The 15,627-nt window shown below is 26.3% G+C and carries 16 protein-coding genes; 5 read left to right on the top strand and 11 right to left on the bottom strand.

What is annotated here, in order from left to right; genetic code table 11:
- Window positions 1–2: 2 nt before the first annotated feature.
- From B4E59_RS01965 to relB, 5 genes are all read right to left on the bottom strand, one after another.
- Window positions 3–671: a hypothetical protein gene (locus B4E59_RS01965; protein WP_291051059.1), complete on the bottom strand. Its 669-nt coding sequence runs from the start codon at window positions 669–671 to the stop codon at window positions 3–5.
- A gap of 29 nt (window positions 672–700) precedes the next feature.
- Window positions 701–2,218, bottom strand: a complete 1,518-nt coding sequence (locus B4E59_RS01960) for a DNA cytosine methyltransferase (protein WP_291051058.1) — start codon at window positions 2,216–2,218, stop codon at window positions 701–703.
- The gene (gene dcm / locus B4E59_RS01955; RefSeq protein WP_291051056.1) at window positions 2,208–3,395 is read right to left on the bottom strand and encodes a DNA cytosine methyltransferase; all 1,188 of its coding nucleotides are present in this window, start codon (window positions 3,393–3,395) and stop codon (window positions 2,208–2,210) included. The genes B4E59_RS01960 and dcm overlap by 11 nt, the downstream gene beginning before the upstream one ends.
- Window positions 3,388–3,675, bottom strand: a complete 288-nt coding sequence (locus B4E59_RS01950; protein WP_291051053.1) for a helix-turn-helix domain-containing protein — start codon at window positions 3,673–3,675, stop codon at window positions 3,388–3,390. The genes dcm and B4E59_RS01950 overlap by 8 nt, the downstream gene beginning before the upstream one ends.
- A 157-nt stretch (window positions 3,676–3,832) precedes the next feature.
- Window positions 3,833–4,099, bottom strand: coding sequence for a type II toxin-antitoxin system RelB family anti-toxin (gene relB, locus B4E59_RS01945; RefSeq protein ID WP_291051050.1), 267 nt, complete (start codon window positions 4,097–4,099; stop codon window positions 3,833–3,835).
- Window positions 4,100–4,436: 337 nt separating this feature from the next.
- Between relB and B4E59_RS01940 the strand changes: the two genes are divergently transcribed.
- Window positions 4,437–4,973 (top strand): hypothetical protein, encoded by a 537-nt coding sequence (locus B4E59_RS01940; protein ID WP_291051047.1) that lies wholly within the window; start codon window positions 4,437–4,439, stop codon window positions 4,971–4,973.
- A gap of 7 nt (window positions 4,974–4,980) precedes the next feature.
- Here B4E59_RS01940 and B4E59_RS01935 read toward each other — a convergent pair whose 3' ends face one another.
- The 6 genes from B4E59_RS01935 to B4E59_RS01910 form a co-directional block, all read right to left on the bottom strand.
- Window positions 4,981–5,517 (bottom strand): hypothetical protein, encoded by a 537-nt coding sequence (locus B4E59_RS01935; protein ID WP_291051045.1) that lies wholly within the window; start codon window positions 5,515–5,517, stop codon window positions 4,981–4,983.
- Between the two features lie 191 nt (window positions 5,518–5,708).
- Window positions 5,709–6,545: a DUF8464 domain-containing protein gene (locus tag B4E59_RS01930; RefSeq protein WP_291051042.1), complete on the bottom strand. Its 837-nt coding sequence runs from the start codon at window positions 6,543–6,545 to the stop codon at window positions 5,709–5,711.
- Window positions 6,546–6,754: 209 nt separating this feature from the next.
- A complete protein-coding gene (locus B4E59_RS01925) occupies window positions 6,755–8,008 on the bottom strand; it encodes a primase-helicase family protein (RefSeq protein WP_291051039.1) in 1,254 nt (417 codons plus the stop codon).
- Window positions 8,009–8,119: 111 nt separating this feature from the next.
- Window positions 8,120–8,398: a helix-turn-helix domain-containing protein gene (locus B4E59_RS01920; protein WP_092908189.1), complete on the bottom strand. Its 279-nt coding sequence runs from the start codon at window positions 8,396–8,398 to the stop codon at window positions 8,120–8,122.
- A gap of 107 nt (window positions 8,399–8,505) precedes the next feature.
- Window positions 8,506–9,648: a hypothetical protein gene (locus B4E59_RS01915; RefSeq protein WP_092908188.1), complete on the bottom strand. Its 1,143-nt coding sequence runs from the start codon at window positions 9,646–9,648 to the stop codon at window positions 8,506–8,508.
- Window positions 9,641–10,885 carry a phage integrase SAM-like domain-containing protein gene (locus tag B4E59_RS01910; RefSeq protein WP_291051034.1) on the bottom strand — a complete coding sequence of 415 codons (1,245 nt, stop codon included), beginning with the start codon at window positions 10,883–10,885 and terminating at the stop codon, window positions 9,641–9,643. Before B4E59_RS01910 ends, B4E59_RS01915 begins: the two co-directional genes overlap by 8 nt.
- A 323-nt stretch (window positions 10,886–11,208) precedes the next feature.
- Between B4E59_RS01910 and B4E59_RS01905 the strand changes: the two genes are divergently transcribed.
- From B4E59_RS01905 to B4E59_RS01890, 4 genes are all read left to right on the top strand, one after another.
- The gene (locus tag B4E59_RS01905) at window positions 11,209–12,198 is read left to right on the top strand and encodes a helix-turn-helix transcriptional regulator (protein ID WP_291051031.1); all 990 of its coding nucleotides are present in this window, start codon (window positions 11,209–11,211) and stop codon (window positions 12,196–12,198) included.
- Window positions 12,199–12,562: 364 nt separating this feature from the next.
- Window positions 12,563–13,840: a reverse transcriptase family protein gene (locus tag B4E59_RS01900; RefSeq protein ID WP_291051029.1), complete on the top strand. Its 1,278-nt coding sequence runs from the start codon at window positions 12,563–12,565 to the stop codon at window positions 13,838–13,840.
- Window position 13,841: 1 nt separating this feature from the next.
- Window positions 13,842–15,062 carry a hypothetical protein gene (locus B4E59_RS01895; protein ID WP_291051027.1) on the top strand — a complete coding sequence of 407 codons (1,221 nt, stop codon included), beginning with the start codon at window positions 13,842–13,844 and terminating at the stop codon, window positions 15,060–15,062.
- A 12-nt stretch (window positions 15,063–15,074) separates the two neighbouring features.
- Window positions 15,075–15,608: a hypothetical protein gene (locus B4E59_RS01890; RefSeq protein WP_291051025.1), complete on the top strand. Its 534-nt coding sequence runs from the start codon at window positions 15,075–15,077 to the stop codon at window positions 15,606–15,608.
- The last annotated feature ends 19 nt before the right edge of the window (window positions 15,609–15,627 follow it).

Below are 15,627 nucleotides of genomic sequence, written 5' to 3'. Positions count from 1 at the left end.
TATTATTTTTCTATTGTATTAAATTCCCAAGACTTTTCTACAGAAATAAAATGTTTACCAGCCTTTTTTGTAATATCTATAAATGAATCTTTACCTATCAATTCATAAAAAGATTTAGGTAAATTTAATATATCATAATAGCTGGTTTCCACTGGTGAATCTGCTCTCTTTTTTTCTCTTTTTAAGAATGATATTTTTGAATCGATAGAATTTCCATTAAAATTTATTACAATATCTTCCTCTATATCTATAAATAGACTTGATGTAGGATTTAATATTTCGAAACAATTTTTTGATTTGTGAAATTTTAATGAAAGTTTTTCAAATACTCTCATAGAAATCTCATAACAAATATCAGTTTCATTAATAATCTTTTCAACAATAACGTAATCGCCTGGTGTAGGATTATACTCTTCAAAGACAGAAGATAAATTAACAATTCTATATTCTCTATTCGAAGGATAAAATTGGTATCTAATCCATTTGGGTTCCGTAATGATATCCCCCGTTTTCTTTATAACTACTTCGACTTCTTTAGAGTTTAAACTCTCCAAAAAATCTTTAGGTAATTCTTCTTGCATTTCAGCAGATAACCTAATATAAGCATCATTTGTGCTTTGAGAATTAAGTTCTGTACTGTTTAACTTTCTAATAAGTTGTTGAATTCTCATAAGTTAAGTTTTTATAGTAGTTTTGGTTATTATAGGTATTTTTTAATTTCTTTAGCTATATAAGATGCCATTATTGGTGGTACTGCATTACCAATTTGCATATACGTTTTTAGATAAGCACCCATAAAAACATAATCATCTGGAAAAGATTGAACTCTAGCAGCTTCTCTAGGCGTTAAACTTCTTACTGCATAAGGATGAATATGTGAATGACAATCCATTCTCATATGTGCAGTAATTGTTCTACAAGGCTTATCAGCAACTAATTTATAATATTTATCTTTAAAAACATTATTGCGGTGAGAATAAGGCATTAAATGAGCAATTTTTTCATTCGTAGCATCATCCCCTTGATCTAATAATCTATAAATATCATAATTTAAATCGCTAACGAATCTAGATTTATGATTATAAATTAATGGAATATTTCTTCCGGTATTAATCAATTTTAAATATGAATTTTCATTCCCATTAAATTGATTGACATCAACTTTTTTACCTGAAATATCACTATCAATTTCGTTTGAATTTTTTATTCTATTTGGTTCTAAAGGTTTGATAAATTCTAAAGCATCATTTAAAGTATGTCTTTTAATTGAATCTGAATTTGAAATAATTTGCTCAAATATTTCATCAGGAGTTATGTTATTATTTTGTGCAACATCGTTTCTTATAGCAATAAAAATTAAACGCTGTCTTTTTTGAGCAACTCCGAAATCATCCGAAATTAAAATACGACAATTCACATCATAAGTATACTTGATACCATCTATTACACTGACAATATTTTTATAATCATCAATTACTTGTTGCGCATAAGGAAGCATACCACGTACATTTTCCATCACAACAAATTTTGGACTTAAATGTGTAATCGCTTTAATGAAATATTTATATAATTCATTTCTAGGATCATCAATAATACGTTGTTGATTTGCAGTACTAAACCCTTGACATGGAGGACCACCTACAATGATATCTACATCTTGATCAATATAATCTTTTACATTGTCAACTATTTTTCTAATATCACCATTGATGATTTTATCTTCACGTACTTCGGGATGGTTGTAAGAATAGGTATCAATACAAACATCTTCGTGATCGTTAGCTAAAATTACTTTAAAGCCTCGTTTTACGAAACCTAAACTTAATCCACCAGCACCGCAAAAGAAATCAACTAATGTAGGTTTATCTGATTCCGCTTCTTTCTTTTGGTACTTTAACCTAATTGAATTATTTAATTTATCTAAATGATTACCTATAATTTCTTTATTATTAATAGTGAAATTCACACTTTTTATAAAAGGAGTAAATCTTGTAGATAATAGTTTTTTTAATAATTGGATTTCATCTTCGGATTCTATTACACCTAATTTTGTTAAATAAGATATTGTTACATTATCGATAGAATCTATATACTTTTCTATATCTAATTTATTAAGTTCAGCGATAGACTCTACGATTCTAATATGTAAATCGATCTTCTCTAAGAAACTAGCTTTTAATTTTTTATCGTTAATTTCTTTAATATTTTTAAATATCATATTTATTCAATACTTTTTTACATCCTTTAGCAATAGCTTGTGCTAAAAGAACCGGAACTGCATTACCAATTTGTTTATAAATTTCTGTCCTTGAACCTTCAAAAACAAAATCATCTGGAAAAGACTGTAATCTAGCAGCCTCTCTTGGCGTTATAGAACGACCTTGTTTGTGGTCTGGATGTATAAATTGATTACCATCTTTATATAAATGAGCAATTATAGTACGTGCAGGTTTGTCCCAAAATTGAACACAATAACTATTATTAAACACTCTTTGCTTTGGATGTCTTAAATCCTCTCTATTTTCCAATAACTGAGTAAAAGTCCAATTATTTTTACTCATTACTGAATACCTTTCCACATCTAAATCATTTAATTTTCTAGCAACATGATGCCTTAAAATATTAGATTTCTTATCCAATATTTCATTTAGAAATTCATTTGAATTATCAGACTTAAATTCAATTTGATCATTTCCTTCCCCTGCTTTCAAGGGAGGTAAATCACTAATAGCATCAGCTACTGTAACATAACGTTTTAAACTTGACTCATCTGATTCAGAATTAGTTTTAAGTATACTCTTATAAACTTCATCAGCATTAAAAGGTAAATCCTTTCTTACCCCAATAATGATTACACGTTTTCTTATTTGCGGTACACCATAATCAGCTGAATTTAAGACCATTTCTTTAGGTGATTTTATTAATTTATAATTTTCACCTAGCTTTTCAAGTATAGTATCTAAGATTAATTTATTATTTAATTTAGCTGATAATAAACCTGTAACATTTTCAAAAACAAATATTTTAGGATTTAAATGATGTAAAACTCTAATATAACTCTCAAACAAGAAATTACGTGGATCATCTTGCATAGCATTACCATCTTTAGCACGACCTAATGTAGAATAAGCCTGACATGGAGGACCACCTACAATTAAATCTACAGTTCTATCTTTAACTGCACTATCAATAATTTCATTTATATTTTCACTTGTGATATCTACATTTAAAACTTCATCATCAACGTTTTCATATCCATAGAATTTCATTCTAGTTTTTAAAGTTTCACATGCATGTTTATTTATTTCAACATGTGCTAATGCTTTAAACCCTTCTTTATAAAATCCTTCACTTAACCCTCCACAACCAGCGAATAAATCAACAAAACTATACATTGTTTTTATTAGTTAGATTATTAATTATCATGATTTTATATTCTTCATTTTCATTTTCGAAAATTGAATCAATCTTATCATAATAGTATTCATTTTTATATTTCAAGAAGTCTAAATTTAGAATAGATGATACTAATTTCAACTTTTCTAAACTTAACTTCTTTTCATTTTTTTCAACTTTGCAAAGAAAAGAAACATCACAGCCGATTTGTGTCGCTAAATCTTTTTGCGATAATTTTTTTTTAAATCTTGCTTCTTTTATAATTGAACCTATATTCATTTGTTGAATGATTAATTGACCAAAGAGGTCAAATTTATAGAAATTATTAGCTATAAACAAGAAAGTACTAAATTTAATAACATTAACAAATTTTGGAAAAGACCGTTTTATTAAAAGTTTGAAAAAAAAGCATCTATTTAACAGTAGAACTTATAAATCAATACATTGATTTACTATTATCTAAATCATCAATTTTTGTGGATACGAATTGATTTAGAGTATTCATTTTATCAAAATAGTGTAGAACTTTTAATAGCGTTTCAACTGTCGGATTTTCTCCATTTTCAAGATTAACAATCGTGTAACGTGAAAGTCCAAGTTCATTTGCTAATTCTTCTTGCGTTAATTTTTCGAATTTGCGCATTTTTTTGCACCATTTTCCTATATTATTTTTAACATCTTTAATTGAAATAAAGTCAAACATAAATGTAAGTTATATTAAACAAATTTAAGATAATTACAAAAATTGTGTATTATAATAAACATTAAATAAGATGATAAAAGGTTTGAATTTTCATGATTGATAAGTATATGTAGAAAAATTTAGTAATCATTTTCTATCTTTACATCATTAAAATAGTAATTACGTACGCGTAAGCTATCGTTATTTAGTTACAGAAAACTGAGAATCTTCAAAACAGCTAGAATTTCGATAGACTTACGCTCGTGCCATATAGTGGCGTGGGCGAAGTCTGTCTAGCTGTTGGGTATCTCAGTACCTCTGTAATAGATATGATTGTAGTTTCACGCCATCTTTATTTATGGAATATTTACAAAAATTATCTGAACACAGAAAAAGCCCTCTACAAGTTATTGATCTTATTTTCAATCGTATTTTGTTTAAAGAATTCAATCAATCTACAGAAAAAGAAAATTACATTATACTCAATCCTGATTTTGTAAACGAAGTAAAACTGTATCAAAAATCCAATGATATTGGAGTTAATAATCAATATCTACTTGATAAAATCAATGAATTTTTATTAATTGATAATACTTCAATCAAAACAGCAATAATATATTTGATTGTTAGATCTCCTAAATTAATGACGATTACAGAATATTTACTAATCCGTAATTCTTTAAATTTCGATTCATTGGTTCCATATACATTTAATGACTTCGAAAATTTCTTAAATCACAATAAACAAGATTATAGAATTAATATGTTTTTCTACTTTTATTTTCAAGATATTTATGATGTGCTCATAGAAAATGATCGTATTTCTAAAGAAGAATATGATAATAAATTACAATACTTTTTGAATAAATCGGTAGAGTATTCTAATTTTCTTTAACACGATTTTAAATCCTATTTAATTGTAATTTGAGCTGATCCATTAAGCGATTGTATTCAAGTAAATCAATTTCTACAATATTTTTTTCTCCGTTAAATTTGATCTTTTTCACTTTATCAAATTCTAATATTTTAGATTTAATATCTTCTAAATCGATGTTTTTTTGTGGAGCTATTTTTTGTGGATCAACGCTTAAACTTTCTGCAATTTCAATCACTTTGTGTGTGTTAGAATTGGTTTGATTAATCATATCAATCATCGTTTTATTAGTGTTGATATATTGAGTTTTTATTTCAAAAAGTGTAGGATTTAAACGTTTATTTATAAACTCAGAATGAATTTTTGATAATGATCTTTTCATCTCAAAAATTTGTTTGTGTAGTGAAATATTTGCATCTCTTGGTGATGTTTCGTTATCAATAAAAAATTTAAAAATATCTTGAAAAAGATCATCGTAAGTGGGATAATTATATAATCTTTTCATCTTAATTGCATGCTCTCTTATTGACTCATCTAATTTGAAAGTAACTAACTTATTTTTCATTTTACTATTTTGTTAACATTGTTAATACTATTGATATTTAATGTGTTATATTGTAAAGTAGTATTTTAAGGCATATTAAAATACTACTTTTGTTTTATAATTAACTGAAAATTAGGAATATAAAAGATTGAATCGGTTACCCGCGATTACTGCTTGCTATTTCCTAATTTTACTAAAACTATAATTTTTGGCTATTTTTCAAAATTTATGAACTCATTCAAATCTTTATATTTTTTATAGAAATTTGAATCATCTTTTACTTTAGTTTTTAATTCAGTTTCTAAGAAAATTGTTGCAGATTTTCCAGCATCATCGTGATCAAAATAAGTTTGAATAGATTCATATTTATTTATCAATTCTATATTTTTTCTAAGCAAAGCAATTGAATTTAGAATCAAAAAATCGTAAAGAAATTCGTCATTAGAAAATAGAAAAAGGTAACTGATAAAATCGCTCCAGCTTTCAAAAATTTTTAGTCGATTTTGATTATTTTTTATCAAAGAAATATCTTTTTTCACTAAACACATTTTGACATATTTATTTCGAATTTCATATCCATTTTGATTGTTAGGAAATGCAATTGCGTAATATGTTTTTTGATTTAATTTGTAATGAATTTCTTTACAATATCGATTTACAATTTCTAAGGTGAGTTTTCTTTCTTCTAAATATTGAATTAAAGGAAATGATGAAATTTCTTTCAATTTTAAAATTTTATATTCGTTTTTTGTTTGAATTTTTTCAAGTTGAAAATCATTTTGCTTTTGAAAAGAAAAAGAGTTTTCGTTGAATTTTTGAATAATTTCTTTAATTGAAATATTTTCAAGTTTAGAAATTAAATCAATTAAAGTTCCACCGATTCCTTCTCCAAAATCATAAAAACGATTCGTAGAATTATCCACTTTAAACGAAGCTGTTTTTTCATTTCGAAATGGGCTTAGAAACCAAAAAACATTCTGTTTATTATTTATTGGATAAATGTTTTGTTGAGCTAAATAATCTACTATTCTAATTTGCTCATTTATCATTTTGCAATTCATTTTCTGTATGGTTGAGATTTTACGAAATTTTTGATGATTGATGACAGAAGCTTGTAATTTATTGTAAATTAATTCTATAACCCGTCATCACTTTGTCATCAATCATCAAACTCAAATTTTATTTTCTGTATTCTGTCATCAAACTAAATTTTGATGACAGTTTGATGACGATTTTGATGACAGTATTTTATTATATATCAAATAGTTATAAGGCTGTCATCACTGTCATCAAAAAAATGACGTATTTCGCTGAAAATAACAGAATAATATCTTCCTTTTCTGTCAATTTTTACGAATTCACCATGTGGTAAATATTCATATCCTTCATATTTATTTGAATTATTAGAAGGGGTTAAGTTTAGAGTTTTTAATACGTTTCTTGCGTCATTTATTTCAATAGAGTTTCGTCCATGAATTCGTTTAGAAATAGATTGAATATCCTTTGGAGCAATCAAAATTTCATCCTCATTAAAATTTTCATGAATTTCAATCAAAATTTCAAATACTTTTTGTTTTGCATTTTCATTCTCATAATCCATTAATCTTGCTAATGCTTTTGTTCGAATTTGTTCAGGAGTGAACCACATACGAGTTTGCTTTGGTGTGGAATGTGGTATTCGAATTAAATAATTTAAGAAGAAAGGGATTTCTTTGTATAAATGCTTGTCAAACTCAGGGTTTTTAATAATTGAAGGAATTTTTCGAACCCAAAATCGAGTTTCTTTCTTGTCAATTTTGATGAAATTTTTTTCAAAGTTAGAAGTCATCACAAATTTGTAAAACGATTCCACTTCTTCTTTATCTTTTCCTTTGCTTTCTATTTTGTTTCGGTCGGCTGTACTAAGGAATTTAATACGTTCTGTTACTTGTTGATTATCTGTAATGATCTCATCTACCAAAACAAGTAATTTTCCATTCAAATCAGAATTGAAGTTGTTTACGAACGAATCAGCATTGATAAAAGTGGCATTGAAAGAGAAAATTTTACGAAGCCATTTCAGAAATGTACTTTTTCCAGTCTCACGTTCTGAGGAAACCAATACAAGAACAGGTAATATTTGCGTGGGATTTTCTAATAATATTTTGAGATAATCTAACCCTAATAAATATTGCTCTCCAAATATATGTTTGATATATTGGAGTGTATAAGGGATTTTTGATTGTAACTCTTGTAAATCAATTTCCGATTCGGTTTCGATGACATAATCTAGTGGATGATAAATATTGTAGAAATCTCCTATTTCACGCTCATAATTAATATGTTGTGGAATACAACAAAAACCGTAATACTTTTTGATAGCGGATATATAATCTTTACCAAGATCATTTACAATGGTTTCTTTGTTCCAAGAAATCATGATTTTCTCGGTATCTTTTGAGATGGTAGGGCGTTCAATTATAGCATAATATGATATGCCCACTCGAATAAATTCGGCAGAATCTAAGTTCATAATAAGTTGTGTGATTAATTGTTATGTCTTATATTTGCCATAGAATAAAGACAAAACATAACGTAAGTTATTTTTATAAATGAGAGTTTAATGTGGGATTAAACTCTTTTTTTATGCTTTTACTAAATCTTGATTTTGTGAAGCGATTTTGATTAATTGACTTCTTGAATAAATTATATGCCTACCGATCTTATAAAAAGGTAATTTCCCAGCTTTTCTCCAGTTAATGATTGTCTGAACAGTGGTATCAAACATTTCTGCAACTTCCGCTTGTTTCAATCGATCTTCCTTTATAGGAAAACTTGTTTTCTCAATAAATTTTACTGATTCATTTTTTCTTTCAGGAGCAGAATTATTTTCAACTCCTTTGTCTACAAATCTATTACTCATAATAAAAAGGTTTAATTGTTTTTAACTGAGTCAAACTTAGAATGATTTGAGATATAAAAGTTACACCTATATTACACCTGATTGTTAATTAAAAGATAATCAGTATGTTAATTGATATATTTGAAAAGGTGATTTTTATAGTTTTCAATTATTTTATTAGAATTTTTATTCAAAAAAACGTAATTCTTTATTGATTGTTCACTTGTCGAGCTAACATTTAGATATTCAGCTAATAATTTAGGAAGTAATTTAGATAACCCTTCAAGGTACTCGGAGTCCTTTAAAAATGATAAAGCTGCATATAATTTGAATAAATTCTCTTTTTGAGATAAACAGACATTTAAAGTATCTCGACAGTAATTATATTCAACATTAGAATATTTCGTAGGATTTATATTTGTTAGATTATCCAGTATTACTCTAATCATATACCTGTGATCTACTTTAGATATTTCACGTAGTAAGATTATTAAAACTTTATAAATTAAATAGCTGTTATTGTTTTTGTTCAAATAATTTAAATTTTCTTTAATAATATTTTTATCAAGTTTTGATAAAGGAATACATCTTTCATTATTTAAGCTTCCATTTAATAAAACTAAAACTTCATTTTTATGAATTTTTGTATCAATTGATTTTTGATTTATAAGTGGAATGTAATCAAGATTTAAGATTCTGAAGAAGTTATTTATTTCGAATGTTAAATTGACATATGTATGATCATTATTTGATTCTTCTATTGATTTTAGAATATTGTTTTTTAATAATCTAAAGGCTTTTATATGCTCGTAAATAAAAAATGAAAATAGACAGTCTGTTAAACTAAAATGCCCTTTATTTTCAAATTCTAAATCTAGTTTAGCTGTGTTTTGATTAATTTTAAGATCTAAATCTTTTATAAACTTTGATTTCAGATTATTAAACAATGGATTAAGTAAAGTTGATTGAATTTCATACTTTAAGGCGATTAAATAGCATATAAAATATCCAGTTTCAAGTAATTTGGAGTATTCAGAAATGTTTGCTGAATATTTTTTTTCAAATAAGTGAATGTTTAGATTTTCAATTACACTTAATTGATTTTTAAGTAATGGAAAATGAATATCTATGTAATCAAATAGTGTAATAATATCATTGTAATTCAGATGTTCATTGATAATGTCTAAGAGATTTTCAATTTCAATATCTCCATTTTTGTTTAAATGAACTAAAACTTGATTCAACGGTGTATTTATCGTTAGTTTATTCACTTTTTTTGTATTTAACTGTATTCCAAATATCCATTTCCTTCTGCTTTTGTACTTCCTCAATTTTTACATAGCGTCTGAAAGATTTTTCATCTTTACTATTGGTAATATTTCTTAAAACACGTTCATTCATTCCTAAGATTAAACCATTTGTAATAAAGGTTTTTCGTGCTACATGGGAAGTGATTAATTGATACTTTTGAAATTTTTTATAAACTCTTTCAGTTCCAATAAAACGCACTAACTTAACTTCATCAAACCATTTTAATTCTTCGCAACAATCTTGAATTTTTTTATTTAATTTCTGTGAGTAAATTTTAGGAATTGGATTGTAAATTGTGTTTTTATATTTCTCTAAAATAGCTTTTGCAAAATCATTTAATGGAATAATATGATCGTTAGTTTTGGTTTTTATCAAGGATAAATTAATATGATCGTTGTAAATATTTGCATTATCAAGATTGTAAATATCTGAATGACGTAAACCCGTAAAACAACCAAAACAGAAAAAATCTCTTGCTCTTTCCATAGATTTATTTTCAAATTTATGATTGTACAACTCCATTAATTCATCCATTGACAGATAAATAACTTCTATCTCATCTTCAGTACGTTTAATTCGTTTATATTCAATAGAATTATGATATTGTCGATCAAAACTCCATTGCATAAATGTTTTTATGATTGAAATTAATTTTCCGTAGTAATTATTAACCGTTTTACGTTCTTCAAAACAATAAAGCATAAAGACTTCTTCAAATTTCTTATTGATAGTATCGAAACGTAATGGATATTTTGTAAAAGTTTTAAAATCTTTTAGAAAATTTTGTACAGTAGTATATTTTTTAATTGTTCCAGTAGCTTTGGTTAATTTTGAAACATCAATAAATTCTTGAAATGCTTCAAAAAAGCCGATTGAAACTTTGGTGTTATCTTCATCAAATCTTTCATTGAATATTTGTTCAGAAAAATCAATTTCATTGTATTCAAAAAACTTGAAAATAAATTCTACTTTTTCAATTACAGATTGAATTTCTTTATTAGAAGCTTTGTAATATTCAAAGTAGGGGCTTTTCTTTTGATTGTTTATTGTGTAATTATCTTTGTTCCAGTCAGTATCTATAGTTTTAGCGTTGATATTTTTACGTATTCTGGATTTCCCGTGCGTAACAACTAATCTGATAGGGATTAGACCATCTTTGTTGATTTTATCTTTCCTTAGCTCAAAATGATAATTCATTATAACAACTTTTAATTAGGGGGTCAGATAGGGGGTGTTTTTGAAATTAAAATGAGTTAAAATTGACTAAAACTAATTTATGTAAAACTCTAACTATCTGTTATATAATGTGTAAAAATACATTAAAAGTTAATATAAACAAATAGAACTCCAAGTGGGACCACAAAAGCACCTTTTAAAGGTGCTTTTTTTTGTTTAATTAAGTTGATTTTTAATCATTTAGCATTTTTACTACATTTTAAAATCACCATTTTTTACCATAGTTTTGATACCCGTTTGATACCCATTTTATATATTAGCGTTTTATTATTGAAAATCTATAGATGTCAGAAACTAAAAATGCATTTTTACGCTATCAAGTATTAGACGAATGTTTCTCTAATTTTCATAAAAAATATTTTTTAGAAGATATAATTCGTGTTTGTTCACAAAAACTTTCAGATTATTACAGTTACGAGATTTCTGTATCGAAAAGAACAATTCAATACGATATAGATTTTATGAAGGGTTCAGGAGGTAATTTTGCGCCAATTGAAAAATTTAAAGAAGGTCGTAAATCTTATTATAGATATTCTGATCCGTCTTATTCTTTTATGAAAAAGGATTTAGATGCGAATGAATCTGCCGTATTAAAAGATGCATTAATTACAATGTCTCGTATAAAAGGTTTACCTGGTTTTGATTGGTTAAGTAAAATGCAGGTTCAGTTGGAAACAGCATTGGATATTGATACGAGTAAAGAGAAAATAATCAGTTTTGAAGGGAATGATTATCTAAGAGGAATTGAATATCTTCATCAATTATATCGTCAAATCATCAATAAAGAGGTGTTAGAAGTCTTGTATCATCCTTTTACTCTAGAGAATCCAATTTCAATTCATATTTCTCCATTTTATTTAAAGGAATATAACAACAGATGGTTTTTATTAGGGATGAATCATGATGAAAATTATATTCAAACTTTGGCTTTAGACCGTATTGTTTCAGTTGAAAGTACTACTTTTGAGTATATTGAGAGTACGATTGATTTCGAAATTTATTTTAATGAGATTATAGGAGTTACAAATTTTCAAGATAAGAAAGTAGAGAAGGTTAAAATTGAATTAGTGAATGATATTATACCTTATCTTGAAACTAAACCACTTCATGAAGAACAGTGGATTGAAGGTAATATCTTGGAATTGAATATTAAACTAAACTACGAATTAGAAAGTTTAATACTATCATTTGGAGATAAAATGAAAGTAATCGAGCCTGAATCTTTAAGGTTAAAATTAAAAGAGAGAATTAAAAAAATGAATAATTTTTATTAGATGCAATTAGATTGCACCATAAGCTTCTAAGTTTGCATCAATAAAACAAATCAGTTCTTTGGAATACCTGACATAAATATTGAATTTTGATTACTGGTATAATTTCGATTAAACAACGATCGGTAATCACCCTCTATAAGAGGGACAATGTGATGAAGTAATACATAGATAATATTTTTATTATTTTAATATTATTTTATTTTTATTATTTATGAATGATCCTCTATAAAGCTTCTTCATTTTACGATAGTAATCGCTTCAATAAATAAGCTTTATAATTAATCATTCAGTTATCAATTATTTTTAATTGTTTACATAAAGAATATACAGGTATTCCATTGGATTTATAGCTAACCAAATCACTATGAAAAATTCTCTTACTGTTGCTCAAATTACTGAAATCAAAGAAAACTTCTTAAAAATAGAAAGTTTAAATGATTTATGTATTGTATTAAATCAAACAAATGAGTTAACGCAAATAAAGCATACAATAGAAGTTGAACAATTAGCAAAACTTTCAAATCCAGCGTTAGCAAAAAATCGATACAGAGAATTTACGATTAAAAAAAAATCTGGAGCAGATCGTAAAATCAATGCTCCGATTAGTGAATTAAATTTAATTTTAAAATCGTTAAATCAATTATTTAACTTCATATATACTCCTCATACAAATGCATTTGGGTTTGTAGCAGGTAAATCAATTGTAGATAATGCTAAAATGCATACCAACAAAAAGTATGTATATAACATTGATTTAAAAGACTTCTTTCATTCTTTTGATAGAAATCGAGTTAAAATGGGGATTTGGTATCAATTATTTGAAGGTGATAAATCTAAAGAAAAGATTTCATTCATTCTAGCTTGCTTAACTACGCATCCATTAATGATTGAGGGTGAAACTAAGATTGTATTACCTCAAGGTAGTCCAACATCTCCTTCGTTGACAAACCTTCTTTGCTATAAATTAGATCGTCAATTAAAAGGTTTAGCAAAACGTTTTAAACTAACCTATTCTAGGTATGCAGATGATATCACTTTTTCATCAAATTATGATGTATATTCTAATCCAACATTTACGTTGGAATTAAACCGTATCATTACAGCACAAAATTTAATGATTAATCAAGCGAAAACACGTCTGCAAGGAAACGGTTATCGTAAGGAAGTAACAGGTATTACAATAAATGAATATGCTAATGTTTCTCAGAAATACGTGAAACAACTAAGAATGTGGATATTTTTCATCGAGAAATATGGGATAGAAAAGGCGACAGAAATCTTTAAAAAAGACTATTCGAAAGAGAAAGGTCATGTCAAAAGTATGAATGCTTCTATGCTTAATGTAATTGAAGGTAAATTATTATACCTTGGAATGGTACGTGGGAAAGACGATGAAAAGTTTTTAACTTTAAAAAATCGATTCTATAAGTCAATAGGAAAAGTATCTAAAATTGATAAAGTTTTAAACGCTTGGGAAGAAGCGGGAATTTCTAAAGCAATGGATATCTATTATAATAATAAACGAATTTCATTAACTGATTTCTTAGATAATGATGACATAAATAGTATCCTTGATATAATGGGATTTGATGCTGATGATTCCAATAATAAAAAGAATTCTAATATAATTTTTACTTTATAAAATGGACAGTAAGAAATATGACTTCATTCAAAAACTTTTGAATGATAAGAGATTGAACGCCGCGCAAAGAGATCGTGTTTTAGCTCTTACTCAAAAAGAAATAGAGAAGGATTCATTTCAATTCAAAACTATTGAAGAAAGGTTAGTTAATCTTGAAAATATTACGAAGGATAAAAAAGGTATGGAAGAATCAGGGGTAAATAATGATGAAACTGTAGATGTTTTTGATATAACGTATATTTCTCCAAAAAATACATATAAATTCCTATTAAATTTTAATCAAAATCCCATTTTGAAATCAACTTGTCACGATATAGATAGTAATGAGTTAGAAAACATAAAAAAATATTGTGGAGGAATTGAATATTCATTTAAAAAGCATTTAGAAAAAGTTATAGAAGAATATTCAAAATTTGAAAATCAATTTGCACCACCTTATTTAAAAGCTTTGATAAGAGGTTATTTAACAGGACTTGATTATAAAGGTGACATTTTAGAAAATGGTTGGAGTTCACAGAATATTAAATTTAATTGGTCTAGTGAAGAGTTATTAATTTGGTCGGAAAATAATCCTGGTGTTCCTCCTCATTTAAGTGATGGATTAGCTAATCAAATTCAACAATTAGGATTCGAATTTTCTAATCCAATTAAAATTAAAGAATCCATTAATAGTTTTTATGATTTTAAAAATTTAGTCATTTACTTTAAAAAGTTATTCCATATACGAGCGGATAATTCTCTACTAAAATTGGTGAATTTTGTAAATGAGAAATTTCAAGATCAAATAGATTTTATAATTGAAACAGAATCATTTCCTGAAATGATAGAGTTTTTTGTTGATGTTGATAAATTTTTACAAGCTTATTCAAAAATTATTGAATTAATCATTGAATTAGATAATTTAACCAAACCAAAAGTTGTATTAAGTCTTGAAGAAGTAGATGGTAAGATATTATTCGGAATACTACATAAAGATTCTATTTATAAGAAGAGCTTAATAAACACAAAAGAAAGGATCGGGGATAAATACAGAAATTTGATTAATAATCAAATAAATGGAAATTGTAATCTAATTCTTGAAGCAGATTTTGAATCTGATGAATCTTATAGATTAGGAATTTGGAATAAAAAAGATTTATGGAAAACATCACGCCCAAAAGAAGAGGTTTTAAAGGAAAAAGTAGGAGGTGTAAAACATATTTTAGAAATTATTAAAGGTTAGCAAATGATTTATTTGATTGATGATAAAAAATTGAGACAAGAGAAAGATTATAATTGGTCTACTAGTAGATTCGAAGAATTTAATGATATTATTTCTCCAATTTATACATTAGATGAATTGACTCAAAATAGCAAGAAAATCTTCAAGGAAGGAAATGTTGTTCTTTACCATGAATCCTTTCTAGATTTAACACCTTTAAGAAATGAGGCTATAGATAGAAGAAAAGGAATAGAAGAAAAGGCTATATCTAATAATCTTTCAGTGGTATTTTTTAGTGGATCTAAAAATTCAAGAGATATAAAGAATAACATTGCTAATATTCCAGTTTCAGCATTCTATAATAATCTTGAAATATTTCTGGAGAAATATAGGAATGAGGATTTAAATCTTAATTATCTATTGTTTGGAGAAAATTATAAACTTGAAGAAGATTTACAGACTAAAATAAAAGTTGCTGTAGAATTTTCTCAGACATTACCTCCTTTAGAAATAGATGATTTATACTTACATATTAGACCTGCTTTTAATAGTGTTAAGAATTTATGACACTGTCCAAAATTTTGTG

The organism is Empedobacter sp. UBA2044, assembly GCF_002333005.1.
In the GTDB taxonomy this organism is placed as follows: Bacteria; Bacteroidota; Bacteroidia; order Flavobacteriales; family Weeksellaceae; genus Empedobacter; species Empedobacter falsenii_B.
This window is presented reverse-complemented; position numbering and strand designations above follow the sequence as displayed.